14 protein-coding genes and 1 riboswitch are annotated in these 13,870 nt (G+C 38.0%); of the genes, 8 read left to right on the forward strand and 6 right to left on the reverse strand.

What is annotated here, in order from left to right:
• Nucleotides 1-189 precede the first annotated feature (189 nt).
• The 3 genes from V2145_RS13430 to V2145_RS13440 form a co-directional block, all read right to left on the reverse strand.
• Nucleotides 190-849 carry a hypothetical protein gene (locus V2145_RS13430; RefSeq protein WP_094911661.1) on the reverse strand — a complete coding sequence of 220 codons (660 nt, stop codon included), beginning with the start codon at nt 847-849 and terminating at the stop codon, nt 190-192.
• A 422-nt stretch (nt 850-1,271) separates the two neighbouring features.
• Nucleotides 1,272-2,435 (reverse strand): ABC transporter permease, encoded by a 1,164-nt coding sequence (locus V2145_RS13435; RefSeq protein WP_311858793.1) that lies wholly within the window; start codon nt 2,433-2,435, stop codon nt 1,272-1,274.
• 1 nt (nt 2,436) lies between these two features.
• Nucleotides 2,437-3,174 (reverse strand): ABC transporter ATP-binding protein, encoded by a 738-nt coding sequence (locus V2145_RS13440; RefSeq protein WP_131887012.1) that lies wholly within the window; start codon nt 3,172-3,174, stop codon nt 2,437-2,439.
• Between the two features lie 167 nt (nt 3,175-3,341).
• On the opposite strand from V2145_RS13440, the gene V2145_RS13445 reads away from it, so the two are divergent.
• The 4 genes from V2145_RS13445 to V2145_RS13460 all read left to right on the forward strand — a co-directional run bounded on the left by V2145_RS13445 (nt 3,342) and on the right by V2145_RS13460 (nt 7,757).
• Nucleotides 3,342-4,040 carry a LytR/AlgR family response regulator transcription factor gene (locus V2145_RS13445; RefSeq protein WP_311858795.1) on the forward strand — a complete coding sequence of 233 codons (699 nt, stop codon included), beginning with the start codon at nt 3,342-3,344 and terminating at the stop codon, nt 4,038-4,040.
• A gap of 12 nt (nt 4,041-4,052) precedes the next feature.
• Nucleotides 4,053-4,985: a sensor histidine kinase gene (locus tag V2145_RS13450; protein ID WP_311858796.1), complete on the forward strand. Its 933-nt coding sequence runs from the start codon at nt 4,053-4,055 to the stop codon at nt 4,983-4,985.
• Between the two features lie 179 nt (nt 4,986-5,164).
• Nucleotides 5,165-6,466: an NCS2 family permease gene (locus V2145_RS13455; protein WP_094911666.1), complete on the forward strand. Its 1,302-nt coding sequence runs from the start codon at nt 5,165-5,167 to the stop codon at nt 6,464-6,466.
• Nucleotides 6,467-6,581: 115 nt separating this feature from the next.
• Nucleotides 6,582-7,757, forward strand: a complete 1,176-nt coding sequence (locus V2145_RS13460; protein WP_094911667.1) for an MFS transporter — start codon at nt 6,582-6,584, stop codon at nt 7,755-7,757.
• 152 nt (nt 7,758-7,909) lie between these two features.
• On the opposite strand, the gene V2145_RS13465 is transcribed toward V2145_RS13460, so the two are convergent.
• Nucleotides 7,910-8,197, reverse strand: a complete 288-nt coding sequence (locus V2145_RS13465; RefSeq protein ID WP_094911668.1) for a hypothetical protein — start codon at nt 8,195-8,197, stop codon at nt 7,910-7,912.
• A 318-nt stretch (nt 8,198-8,515) separates the two neighbouring features.
• On the opposite strand from V2145_RS13465, the gene V2145_RS13470 reads away from it, so the two are divergent.
• Nucleotides 8,516-9,316, forward strand: coding sequence for a VOC family protein (locus V2145_RS13470; RefSeq protein ID WP_330987833.1), 801 nt, complete (start codon nt 8,516-8,518; stop codon nt 9,314-9,316).
• A gap of 382 nt (nt 9,317-9,698) precedes the next feature.
• Here the strand turns inward: V2145_RS13470 and V2145_RS13475 are convergent, their stop codons facing one another.
• Complete coding sequence (locus tag V2145_RS13475; protein WP_311858801.1) at nt 9,699-9,947, reverse strand: hypothetical protein; 249 nt, start codon at nt 9,945-9,947, stop codon at nt 9,699-9,701.
• A 68-nt stretch (nt 9,948-10,015) separates the two neighbouring features.
• Nucleotides 10,016-10,117, reverse strand: a riboswitch (SAM riboswitch).
• A 265-nt stretch (nt 10,118-10,382) separates the two neighbouring features.
• Here V2145_RS13475 and V2145_RS13480 point away from each other — a divergent pair.
• The 3 genes from V2145_RS13480 (at nt 10,383) to lepB (ending at nt 13,182) form a co-directional block, all read left to right on the forward strand.
• Nucleotides 10,383-11,126: a M48 family metallopeptidase gene (locus V2145_RS13480; protein ID WP_311858803.1), complete on the forward strand. Its 744-nt coding sequence runs from the start codon at nt 10,383-10,385 to the stop codon at nt 11,124-11,126.
• 189 nt (nt 11,127-11,315) lie between these two features.
• A complete protein-coding gene (locus tag V2145_RS13485) occupies nt 11,316-11,639 on the forward strand; it encodes a LapA family protein (RefSeq protein WP_131887016.1) in 324 nt (107 codons plus the stop codon).
• Between the two features lie 988 nt (nt 11,640-12,627).
• A complete protein-coding gene (lepB, locus tag V2145_RS13490) occupies nt 12,628-13,182 on the forward strand; it encodes a signal peptidase I (RefSeq protein WP_311858805.1) in 555 nt (184 codons plus the stop codon).
• A gap of 25 nt (nt 13,183-13,207) precedes the next feature.
• On the opposite strand, the gene gloA2 is transcribed toward lepB, so the two are convergent.
• Nucleotides 13,208-13,603 carry an SMU1112c/YaeR family gloxylase I-like metalloprotein gene (gene gloA2, locus V2145_RS13495; RefSeq protein ID WP_311858807.1) on the reverse strand — a complete coding sequence of 132 codons (396 nt, stop codon included), beginning with the start codon at nt 13,601-13,603 and terminating at the stop codon, nt 13,208-13,210.
• Nucleotides 13,604-13,870: the final 267 nt, after the last annotated feature.

The following is a 13,870-nucleotide window of genomic DNA, read 5'->3' on the forward strand; positions in this document are numbered from 1 at the left end:
ACGCACGCTCCTTTCTTTATTGTTATATGATTAAAAAGTTAATAAAATATTTATTTCACTTAGTTAACTAAAATAGTTTTATCAAATAAACATGCATATCGTCAAGATAAAACTTCTTAAAACATAGTATTTTCTTTTTTCAGAAAAAAAGCCATAAAAAAAACATGCTTGCAATAAGCGTAAGCATGTCTAATACGTGAATAATCCTGTTAAAAACGTTCGCCATTTGGGAGGCTTTTTCGCAGCTGCAAACTGACTGTCTTTTAAGCGTGTTTCCAACTCCTCTACTTTTGCTTGGAGCTTTGTCATCTTTTTCGTTAACTGATCAATCTCTTTTCGGTGCTCAAGAAGCTGAAACGTTACCACTTCTCCTGCCTTTTCTTCAGTTCTTTTTTCATTTTCAATCAAGCGCATTAATAGCTGGTCAATTTGACGCTGCATTTCTTGATTAGGCTCTTCCACTACTTTATTCTTCACAGACTGATAGGCTTTAAGCGTTTCTTGCAGTACAGCTACCTGAGCTTCTACATCTTGTAGCTTTTGATTGTCCGTATCATCAGCTGCTATTGAAGCTGCTACTTCTTCATGAGCTGACCACTTATCGTAAAGTTCATCCATTTGCTTTTGAAGCTGCTCAATACGATCATCGCTTGCATCAACTACTTTCACGATCGCTTGTCGATTCCGATTATTCTTAAACTCCTCAAGCTTTATAACATTTTCTTCCGTAAACTCCCAGTGTCCAGCATCATTTCGTTGAATATCAATTTCTGCAAGCTTTGCCCACTTTAAAACCGTACTCGGATGAATTCCTAACTGTTTGGCCACGTCAAGCGTTTTTATTGCCATCGTAATCCCTCCATCTTCTTGTTATACTAGCAACTTCGCTACGAAACAAAGATTCCCTTCATTCGTGACAAAACTAGAAGGGATTCGGCAAAGAAAGTGGGAATTCAACAAAACAGAGAATAAGACATCACGAAATGATTCCTTTAGAAAGATGAAGCATGAAGTTTCTAAACAAGTTAGGTGTAAGAGTAAGTGCATTTCATTGCGCTACAGCCACTCGCTTTCCGCGGGGAGGAACCTGAGCCTCCTCGCTTCGCTGCGGGGTCTCAGCCTTTCCTCTAATTCCCGCAGGAGTCTAGTGTCTTACGCTCCATTGCATTCTTTTTTAATTTTGTTTTCTGAATAAAAAACTGAATTGCTTGAATTTCACCTCTAACAGTTCCCATATATCATTGACTGAAACACTTATGTCCTAGACTTTATTAAGATTTACCAAGCACCCATTTACTCTTTGAAAATAAAATATTCGCAACCGCAAACAAACAGGCAATTACTACTCCTATACTAATCGTGACAAGCCCTATACTTGTTATGTCGAATACACCGTATAGTAGCTGTTTAATAAGCGCATATACGTTATAAACCGGTATAAGAAAATCAATGTTAGTAAATTCGTTAATGGATGTACCCACCAATAGAAAGTATGGAATGAATGCAAGCATAAGAACAGGTGAAGCATAGTTTTGCGCTTCCTTAACCGTATTTGCTAATAGGCTGAAAATAGATAGTATCATGCCTACTAGTAAGGAAAATAATACAATGCCAAGAAATAATGAAAGGCTAAATATCCCCAAATGACTGGACAGATCTAATGCATTTCCCAAATTTTTCGTAAAATATTGAATAAATACGATAAATGTCACTAAAGACAGAATACCACTTACCATGCCAAGTGTTGAAATAGCTAGCCACTTTCCTATAATTAGATGAATTTTTTTTACTGGTGTCATTAATAAAGCTTCCATCGTATTTTTTTCTTTTTCACCAGCAAACATATCATTTGCTGAAGGGAGACACCCTGCTATAATCGTCATAATAATAAGAAGAGGAGCAAACATAGAAACCATTCCAAGTGAACTATCTTCACCATTTACATTTTTTGCTTTGATTACAAACGGCGAGAGCGTTCGTTTATCCACCTCTAATTCCAGTAGCTGTTCATTTACTAAGCCTTTTTGCTGCTGTTCTAATAGTGCACTTACATAGGCATTCGCAGCATCTCCTTTCCCACTTGTAAGATCACTGTATAACGTAATTTCGGGAGAATTTAAGTTTGTCATTTGCTCAGAGAAATTTTGACTGGCTCTTATTGCAATAGAAGCTTCTCCTTCTTCAACCGCTTGTACTGGATTTTCAACTTTCATAACTTCAATACTTTTATCCTGCTTTAACCAACTAGTAACATGCCCGTCAGCTTGTTCACCAATGGCCACTGTAATTGATTTATCTTCTTTACCTGAACCATACGAGTCTACAAAATATAACATTCCTATATTCATGACCATTGGAATCAATACACTGAGATAAATGGTTTTCTTATCGCGTAACGAATCCAGTAATTCTTTTATATATACATGCCAAATCATGTTAAGCCCCCCTTATAATACGAGACATAAAGATATAGTTTAAATCTCTGCTTTCTTCTTCTTCATATAGAGATTCATTTGTGCCGTGATATACCATTTTTCCTTTGTGTATCATAATGACAGATTCACAGAGCTGTTCAACTTCCTCCATTATGTGACTGGAAAAGATAATAGTCCTTCCTTCTTTTTTCAAACTTCGCACCAGCTCACGAAACATATTAGCAGCCGTAATATCAAGACCGGTCGTTGGTTCGTCAAACAAGATAACGTCTGGATTATGTAGAAGCGTCCTTGCAATTGCTACCTTTTGACGCATTCCTTTTGAAAATCCTCCTACTTTTCGATCCAAATAGTCGCGCATGCCGAATCGCTTCGCTAACTCTTCAATCCTTACTTTTGTTTCATGTTTACTCATTCCATAAAACTTTGCAAAATAAGATAAGTTTTCCCTTGCCGTCAAGCGGTCGTACAATCCCGTTTCCCCTCCGAACAATACACCCATTCTTTTTTTTACTTTGTTAGGATCTCTATGAATGTTAATACCTTCAATGAAAATGCTACCTTCAGATGGTTCCATAACGGTTGAAATCATTCGCAAAAGCGTCGTTTTCCCCGCTCCATTTTCACCTAAAAGGCCCACAACCTCTCCTTTTTTTATCTTGACGTTTACACTTTGAACCGCTTGAATTTTTTCTTTTTTTTCAACAAAAAGTTTAGATACACCCTTCAGTTCAATCACCTTTATACCCCTTTCCGTTCTGTTGATTGGTTTCATTTTACAAAAGAATATGGAACAAAACACCGAACCTGTCATTAAAAGGTCATTTCCTGTCACGAAGCGTCCCTTTTCACTTCTCAGACATGGTAAAATAATGAAGAAACTTTTAATGCATGTGAGGGTCTGATATGAAGGTTGGATTAGTAGATGATGAAAAGTACGATTTAGAAAAGTTAAAATTATCGTTAAAAAACGCAGATAATCTTGAAATTATTTTTGCAACAAGTGATGCTGAAGAAGCGTACGAAGAAATTAAAAAAGACGAAATTGACTTGCTCATTACAGATATTGAAATGCCTTTGCTTTCAGGATATGAATTAGCCGATTTTATAAATAGCTACGCGCTAAATATTAAAGTCATTTTTGTTACGGGCCATACAGGCTTTGCGGTACACGCTTTTGAATTGAACGTTTTAGACTACATCATGAAACCTTACTCGAAAGAGCGATTATTTAAAGGCATTAATCGATTTTTACAAATTAACGAACCTCAAGGTAGGAAGGATAAGCTTGTCTTAAAACAAAAAAATGAAATGCAAATCATTGATAAAAAAGATATTATTTTTGCTGAACGAACGGGAAGATCAACTACAATTTTTACAACAATAGGAGACTATTCTACTTATCTATCGCTAAATGATTTAGAAAAAGAGCTCAACAAGTCTCATTTCATGCGTTCACATCGTGCTTTTATTATTAATGTTCAATATGTAAAAAATTTTTCTCTCTATACGAAGCACTCTTATTCAATTTCATTTCAACAAACGAACCAAACCGCCCTAATCACTAAAAGCAATTTAGATCGTTTACAGCGGAATTTTTTCTAAAGGAGCTTTTTTATGAAGTACCTCTTATCGATAACTACTCTATGCTCCACTGTTATTTTGCTTAGCAAGCCCCTACCTGCTATCGCTCTTGCATTTATATGGACAGTAGTTTGGACCAGCGTGTATATCTATATAAAACAAGTTACGTTTGAGATTTCTATTTCATTGGTAGCATTTACTTTGTCAATTTGTATAGTAAGCGGTATATGGATTTCTGATTCCTCTATTGTGTCGCTGCTGCTGTTAGCTGTTTTATTAATTTACTATTTCGAAACGGCGAAACTCCATAAACAAATATACCTGACGAATAAGCGTGAAATGGCAGCAAGCTCTGAGCTTTCAAAGACGAACGACTCGTTTCAACAAATACGAGGAGAGCGACATGATTTTATGAAACATATAAGCGCTGTATCCTATCTTATCGATAGCAACCAATATGAAAAAGCTAATGAGTATATTAAACACTATGTCGACGCACTGTATAACACAAATACATACATGAAAGGGGAAAGCGGACATATCGCTTCAGTTCTATATCAATGGAAGCAGCAGGCAGTTCAACATAACATCGAGCTAGTATTTCAGCTTGATTACCCACTGTCACAACTTCCTATTTCAAAGCTTGATCAAATGAACTTGCTAATCAATCTTCTAGAAAACGCCTTTGATGCAGCTATCTGTACTGATAAAAAGCAGATTAAAATTACATCATTTGTAAAAAGTGGTATTTACATACTGGAAGTGACCAATTCAACCCCATCACTCTCTAATGAACTTCAGGACCAACTCTTTAAACAGTTTAATCAAACCACCAAGCTAGGTAGCCACGAAGGTCTTGGTACATTTGTCATTCATGAACTAGTTCAGCAATATAACGGTTACTTAGATTACCTTTATCAAAACCAACGATTAACCATTAAAGTTAAATTTCCAATTGTTGTTTAATTTTCTTCAATGAATTTGCTATTAATGGTACAAACTAATGATGCATACTAGAAAAAATTCATCCTATGAAATCCTATGTAAAATAATATTCTTTTTTAATTAAATGTCTTGCATTTATCTCTAAAAACGAATATTATATATCATGTTGCTTTTAATGTTCGTTATTTTTGGAGGTACTTATGTTTAAGTTACGAGAAGCTAACACGAATGCTAAAACAGAGGTTTTAGCTGGAATTACTACATTTTTAACAATGGTTTATATCGTGGTTGTAAACCCTGTAATTTTATCAGATGCAGGTGTACCATTTGATCAAGTATTTATGGCAACCATCATTTCAGCTGTGATTGGTACACTGTGGATGGCACTTGCCGCTAATTATCCAATTGCAATTGCGCCAGGTATGGGATTAAACGCATATTTTGCATACTCTGTTGTCGGTTCACACGGTAACATCGATTATAGAATTGCTTTTGCGGCCGTGTTTGTCGCAGGTCTTATTTTCGTTATTTTGTCGCTCACGCCGTTTCGTGAGAAATTAATTGAAGCCATTCCAGGAAACTTAAAGCATGGAATTACAGCTGGTATTGGCCTTTTCATCGCCTTTGTCGGCCTTCGTTCAGCAGGTATTATTGTCGCAAACGAATCCAATCTTGTTGGCTTAGGAGATCTTCAATCTCCTGGCGTTGTACTTACTTTAGTTGGATTGGCTATTACGATTGCGTTATACGCAATGAATATCAACGGCGCGTTGTTTTTCGGTATGCTCATTACAGCCGTTATCGCCCTTTTCACAGGTCAACTTTCTTTTGACCAAGGATTTGTATCTGCCCCTTCTCTACCAGAAGGACTTTTAATTACAAACCCGCTAACTGCGTTTGGTGACGTTATTCAGCATGGTTTGTATGCTGTTGTATTTTCTTTCTTACTAGTAACCATTTTTGATACGACAGGTACAATGATTGGTGTAGCACAGCAAGCAGGATTAATGAAAGATAACCATATGCCAAAAGCACGTCAAGCTCTTCTTGCAGATTCTTTCGGTACATCAATTGGTGCAATGTTTGGAACAAGCCCAACAACTGCTTTCATTGAATCTTCAGCTGGTGTTGCTGCCGGTGGACGTACAGGCTTAACTGGCGTAACCGTAGCTCTTTTATTCATTGTTGCTGCATTCTTCAGTCCGCTTGTAAGCGCCGTTTCAGGTATTGCAGCGATTACGTCTCCGGCTTTAATCATTGTAGGTAGCTTAATGATGGGCTCTATTGCAAAGATTAACTGGAGTGAGTTTGATGAAGCATTTCCTGCGTTTCTTGTCATCTTAACAATGCCTCTGACATCAAGCATTGCAACTGGAATTGCGCTAGGATTTATCTCACATCCACTAATGAAGATTGTAAAAGGTAAAGCAAAAGAGGTTCATCCACTTGTTTATGTATTTGCTGTCTTATTCTTATATCAACTTGTGTTTTTACCACATTAAAAGCGGTGCTTATGCATCGCTTTTTATTTTGAGATCCATTGGATTTAAGTGGCATCTCTTTCGTTATTTGGTATACTGAATATACAGAAAACGTCTTCATTGAAAGGAGCTTCACATGAAAAAACAGCTTGGCACGCTTATGTTTGTCTTATTTATGATCTTTGTCGGATTCGGCATCATTATTCCGATTGTGCCAGAAGTCATTCGCACAACTGGAGCTAGCTCGGTTAACCTTGGACTTTTAATGGCAAGCTATTCCATCGCATCTTTTCTAACCGCTCCATTTTGGGGGAGTCTATCTGACCGAAAAGGTAGAAGACCCGTTCTTCTGACGGGCTTAGTTGGATTTAGCGCTAGTTTCTTTATTTTTTCATTTGCTAATGACTCACTCGTTCTGATGTACATATCACGTATTCTTGGAGGTTTATTTGCCGGAGCGGTTATTCCATGTGCATTTGCTTACGCTTCTGATATTACTACGGAAGAAAATCGTACAAAAGCAATGGGGCTTTTAGGAATGACGATTGGGCTTGGCTTTATTTTTGGACCGGCGTTAGGTGGATTGCTATCGTCCGTGAGCTTATTTTTCCCGTTTACCATTTCAGGGATATTAGCACTGATTATGACAACCTTTGCTTTTTTCGCACTGCCAGAATCACTGCAGCGAGAAAAGATTTCTCAGGAAAAGAAAACTACGCTGCAAGATTTCAATACGGATTTTAAAGGCGCAATGAAGTATTTATATTTACTCTCCTTTTTTGGAACGTTTACGCTTGCTGGCCTTGAAGCAACTTTTCAATTTTTTCAAATTGAACGAATTGATGTAACCCCTACCATGATCGGCTGGATGTTTATGGCGAGTGGACTTACGCAAGCTGTTATTCAAGGCGGCGTTTTACAGCGCTTTAAGCAAGGAAATGAAAAAAAATTAATTGCTGTTGGGTTAATTGTCTCAGCTGTCGGATTTGCGTCCATTTTATTTTCATCCAATTTATTTAACGCAACGGTTTTTCTTTGCATCTTTACGGCTGGTAATGCCCTTATTCGCCCTTGTGTACTCGCTCTGATTACCCTTAAAACGAATATTGGCTACGGGTCAGCTTCAGGTATTAATTCATCAATGGATAGCTTAGGAAGGATTTTCGGGCCTCTGATGGGAGCTTTCGCTTTTGAACTAAACAGCATGTATCCATTTTTGATTGGAGCGATATTAACATTTAGTGCGCTCCTTCTGCTTCAGCGTCATATTACACTGGATTATTCACCCAATGAAATAACGCCTAGCTCTTAAAAAGAAAAGACTTTAGTCTTATTGGCTAAAGTCTTTTCTTTTTAAGAACATATAAGCAAAACTAAAACCAGCGCCAATCTTTCATTTCGACACTGCTTTTTAAAACGTAACTGCTTCAGTGTATACGACCTCTTTGTTCTTATCGAATATTTTCACCATATACTTACTATCCAATGCTTCTTCAATTGAAAAGAATTGAGCGATTCATCTTTTGCTAATTCAAGAGAATCAAGTAGTTCGCCTTTGTCTCCGTATAAGTTCACTTTTTTTACATGAGGTACTTTTTCTAAGGAGCGCATTACTCCTATGTAGTTACCTTGCTTTCCTTCCAATGTATTAATTATACTATCTTCCATTCCCTTTTCGAATTTCAGATTGGCGTGACCGTCAAATTCAATAACGCCAAATGTGTGATTGGCTGTTTCGTAAAAAGCTAGCAATACGCTTTCACTAGGTTGCGGCGTTGTTTACAGAAGCACGTTTAATTTTTCTAATTATTTATATTCATTAAATTCCTCCGTTAATTTCTCTTGTTGGTTACTGCATGCTGATAGACATAGAAGAGAGAGGGTGAACAAACGTCCAAATAGCTTTTTGAGACGAAACCTCCACTTTTAATTACCTTAATAACAATATTTTTACATAAATTAAAAAATATGTTTTTTATATAACTTTTATACGCTGAAAATGGAAGAACTTCTTTGGCCTTTGTTCATAAAAGATTTATACTAACGTCATAGCACAAAGGAGGTTTTTTGATGGATATTTACTTTGATCATCTCGTTCATTTCTCCCCAGACCCTCATCAAGCTCAGCGTGATATGAAAGCACATGGCATACAAGTAATTGAAGGAGGGCAGCACGAAAGCTGGGGAACATATAATACCCTCGCTTACTTTCAACTTTCTTACATTGAATGGTTAAGTTTTCATTCACTGAATACACCACCTGGTGCCACCAATACTCCACTGATTCATCGCTTACACCAAGAACAAACTTCTACAGGACAATTTGGACACTTGGCATTTCGCACCTCAAATCTACACATGCTTCAACAACAGCTTTATGAAAAAGGGTTTCACATGGATACAATTATTGATGCTTCTCGTAAAACAAAAAATGGAGAGCTCTTGAAGTGGAAAATGGGCTTTCTAAAAGATCCTAACCCATCCTCTCTTCCTTTGCCCTTTTTTATCGAGTGGGAGCAAAGCGATCAAGAGCGCATAAAATCCCTGCAATCTGCATTTGCTCATCCATTAGGCTACCTTCATATGGATGCTATATACTGCGCTGTACACGATGTCAAGGCCACTGCTAGGAAGTGGGCTCACTTATTGGATGCTAACATGGGGGAGAGTTACAACGACCCATCGCTTCAAGCTACCTGCCTAAAGCTATATACAAATGATGTAACATTCATTTTTTCCCAAGCAAACCAAGGCATTGTAAACGATACGTTATATAAAGTCGGCGAGCGACCTTTTATTGTAAAATGCACAAATAGCAACGTGGAAACTAACTGTAAGGTTCAAGGCGGGACGTTTTGGTTCAGAAAATAACGAAAGAGCTTATATCGCGTTTCTCGCTCGATATAAGCTCTTTTTTCTTTGGCGACTTATTCCTTCAGCACATAAGAAAAAGCGTAGAAACGAGCTCCTACACTTTTATTCATCGTCCTCTAAGAAGTCCAGTACGCGATCAATAAATTGTTCGCTACCTTCATCATTTCCATGTTCAATCAACAGCTCCATGCTAAACCTCCTTTTTAAATTGTTCGAATATTCTTGTTTTATACCTTACCACAATTTCAAACAAGTTGTAACGGTTATTTTGTGTAAAAATTTCGACAAATACCCTCCCTTTTCAACGAAAAACGAAAAGAAAGAAGATAAGCATCTTACCATGATTGTAGACATGACTGCAATTGATATGAATACAGCTTTAAGCGTATGTACCTTTTAGCCATCCAACTCGCTTCAATTTTGCTATGCAAGCTTCTTTTAAGTCTTCTTCTGTGTAGCTCTCCACTACTTTGCAATCAATTCCAATAGCGTACGTATCTTTCTCGCTCTTCACGACAATTTCGTAAAACGTCTCAAGCTTTCTACAGGTAAAATCATTAATTTCCCTCAATTGCTTTAAAACATCGTTTAGTACTTCTTCATGATTCTTTATAATTGTTTGTGTCATCCGTATCTCTCCTTCTACTAAAATTAAAAAAGCTCATTTTGCTTTAGATGCAAAATGAGCTTTCACCCGTCTTATCACCCAAAGCTAATGCTTTGCTGGTAGGAGCACCTTACATTGGTAGGTTGCTGTGGAGTCGTAGAGCCAGATCTCTCGTCCACTCGTGATAACTTTTTAAATTAGATTTCATTATACCAAATATCTCCTGTTTAGCAAGGATATTTTTTAAATTTTTCTTTTTTTCAGTTTTGTCACTCTTTTTAATCTATGCGTAGTAAAGCAAGAATATTTTCTTTTCTTTACGTAAAAACTAATAAAAAACGTGATGTAAGTCATTAATTAAGCTCTCAGCCTTTTTTTCTGATTATTCTTTCATTTGACCAAACTCTACCTTTGCTTATAAAATGAAGATTTGTAGAAAGGAGCACGAAAAACTATATGTATACGTATCAAATTGGCAATCAAACAATTGACTACAAAATTAAAGTCGTTCCAAATAAAACCGATATTACGGTCCAAATTTGTGACAATGAAGGGGTAACCGTAATTATCCCACGAGGCCTAAACGAGCACAACGTTCGCTCTGTTATTTCTCGTAAAGCGACTTGGATTTTAAAACAACTCAACGGTGGTAACCAACCAACTGAAACAAAAAAACCGGCTGCAAAAAAAGCTGAAAAAGCAAAAGCTGAGAACAAACCTACAGCTGCACCTAAAGCAAAAACGGCATCTTTTGAAAACGATGACAAATTTTCATATTTAGGCCGTCAATATCGCTTAAACATTGTTCGTGATGATGTTGAGCAACCTGAGATGACGTTCCGCGCTAAATTTATCGCAACAGTGCCATCATCTTGGTCTGAACAAGAAACAAACGAAGGAATTCAAAGCCTTTTAACAGAATGGTACCAAGGACGAGCAGGTGAAAAATTCAACGAAGCATTAAAAGCAGTGAAAAAGCAAGCAGCAGATGCACCTGACTCTGTAGCGTGGAAGGAACTGCAAGATACATATGCAACGATGGAAAACGGTGAGCTAGTATTAAACTGGCGTCTACTTCTAGCACCATTAACAACAATTGAATATGTGATTGCTTCACAATTTACAGATGCAGACTCATTATTTGAAGATGCAACAGAGCGTAAACAATGGTTAGAAGAAAACAGCTTACAAGCATTCTAATCAGCTAACAGCAAAACACCCATCCTAAACCAAACAAAGGATGGGTGTTTTTTTTACAATTTGTGTTTTATTAAAACTTAATGATAATAAAAAATGTTTATAGTTGAATAATATAGGTTAAGTATATGTAAAGGCAGTATAAAATTTAATTTTGCTCCTTTATCTATCTTCAGAAAGGATGTGCACCTAATGAAAGGACAAAGCTTTTTCATTTTAGGTCTTATTTTCGCTCTTATTATTGCTATCTTAGCTGTCATTAACAATGAGCCAGTTCAATTTAACTACGTCTTTGGCTCACAAGACTGGCCACTTATTTTAATTATTTTAACATCTGCTGTATTCGGTGGTGTCGTCGCTGCTTCGCTAAGTTTTGTTAAAATAACTCAGCTTAAAAGCAAAAACAAGCAACAAACAAAACGAATTGCAGAACTAGAAACGCAAATAGCCGCTCACTCAGAACCACAAGCTGATCCAGAAAAGCCTCTATCAACGCAAGGGGAACCATCAGCTTAATATATAAGTATACACCCCCCCTGCCTTCCCAGCACTACGGGAAGGCAGGGGTTTTTGGTCTTTCTTCCCCCTTATGATCATTCATTAGCTAAAGGATGTATCAGCTATGTCAGTAGCCTGTGAGTGAAACGGGAAATGCGTGACTCCTGCAGGACTAGCGAGCGCTCTGAGACCCCGCAGTTTACGAGGAGGCTTAGACCGAGCCCTGCGGAAAGCGAATAAGCTGAAGTGGAAATCACGACTCATTGCGTGCGTTCTTTCCCTCTTCCACACCCAAACACCACACACAGATTGCTCGTGTTCTATTCCAAAAGTCTGTGATTGGAACGGAGGATATGAGACTCCTGCAGGACTAGCGAGTGCTCTGAGACCCCGCAGTTTACGAGGAGGCTTAGACCGAGCCCTGCGGAAAGCGAATAAGCCGAAGTGGAAATCACGACTCATTGCGTGCGTTCTTTCCCTCTTCCACACCCAAACACCACACACAGATTGCTCGTGTTCTATTCCAAAAGCCTGTGATTGGAACGGAGGATATGAGACTCCTGCAGGACTAGCGAGTGCTCTGAGACCCCGCAGTTTACGAGGAGGCTTAGACCGAGCCCTGCGGAAAGCGAATAAGCCGAAGTGGAAATCACGACTCATTGCGTGCGTTCTTTCCCTCTTCCACACCCAAACAACACATAGAGACTGCTCGTGTTCTATTCCAAAAGCCTGTGAGTGGAACGGAGGATGTGAGACTCCTGCAGGACTAGCGAGTGCTCTGAGACCCCGCAGTTTACGAGGAGGCTTAGACCGAGCCCTGCGGAAAGCGAATAAGCCGAAGTGGAAATCACGACTCATTGCGTGCGTTCTTTCCTTCTATGAAAATATAAATAACCCCATATACAAATGGAAATCTTTAGCCAACAATGGTACAATCAATTCTGTTCTTTATTCTTCTAATATCATTTAACCAAACGATTTACTTAACAAAGAAGGTGCTCTTATATTGAGAAAAACTCGCATAAAACGAGAAATCATAATCTATTGCTCTATCGTTCTCGGAACGCTTCTCTTTTCTCTTATTGTGCAACAGTATTTCTTTCAGCCTTATACCGTTAAAGGAGACTCTATGAATCCTACGCTTCAAGAAGGCAACCGCATTATTATTAATAAACTAAGCAACTATCAACGCTTCGATCTCGTCGTTCTTCACTCTCCCCATGACCAGGACGAGTATCTCGTTAAACGAATAATCGGTGTTGCAGGCGAAAAGATTGAATACATTGATGACCAGCTCTATATTAATAACCAAGAAGTAAGTGAACCCCACTTACATAAATACCTACAGCATATCCCAACATACGAACGCTTCACCGAAAACTTCTCTACCGAAGAACTCGTAAATGACGGCACCATTCCTCACGGTTTCGTACTTGTACTTGGAGACAACCGTCGAATAAGCCGCGATGGCCGACACTTCGGATTAACACCTGTCTCGGACATTGTTGGTGAAGTCAACGTGAAGTATTGGCCTCTCACTGATATCAAACTAATGCACTAAAAAAGGAGCGGTGTCCGCTCCTTTTTTAATCCCCCTTCTCTTCGTACAGCTCAAGTGGAAGGCCGTCTGGATCTGCAAAAAACGTAAATAATCTTCCAGTTAACTCATCCACTCGAATTGCTTCTACTTCAATGCCTCTGCTCTCTAACTCTACTTTTGCTGCTTGAACATCTTCAACGGCAAACGCCAAATGTCGAAGACCACACGCCTCTGGTTGTGATGGACGAGACGGAGGATTTGGAAACGAAAACAACTCAATTTGCACTCCCGGCGCTAGCTCTAAGTCTAGCTTATACGAGTCACGATGCTCTCTATATGTCTCTTCTAAAATACGTGCTCCTAGCTTTTCTACATAAAAAACTTTCGATTGCTCATAGTCACTTGCAATAATTGCTACATGGTGAATTCTCTTAAACTCCATTCTTACCCCTCCTATGTAATCAATGCTTTCATGATAACCGAGCACTTATAAAAAGAAAAGAACCATTTACTTTTTTAGGAAATTTACTTTCTTCTTAATCTTTTACTCATTAAATTGTTTTTTGTCATCAAACATAGTTTTATAGTATACTATTTTTTAAATCAATTTTTGAGCGACTATACTATTTATTTCTATTACTACTTGAAAGGAGGTGGTTTTCTGATGGGGTTGCGATGTATAAAGTTAGCAAACTTGCAGAGATGGCAT

The organism is Priestia sp. GS2 (assembly GCF_036409025.1).
Taxonomy (GTDB): domain Bacteria; phylum Bacillota; class Bacilli; order Bacillales; family Bacillaceae_H; genus Priestia; species Priestia aryabhattai_A.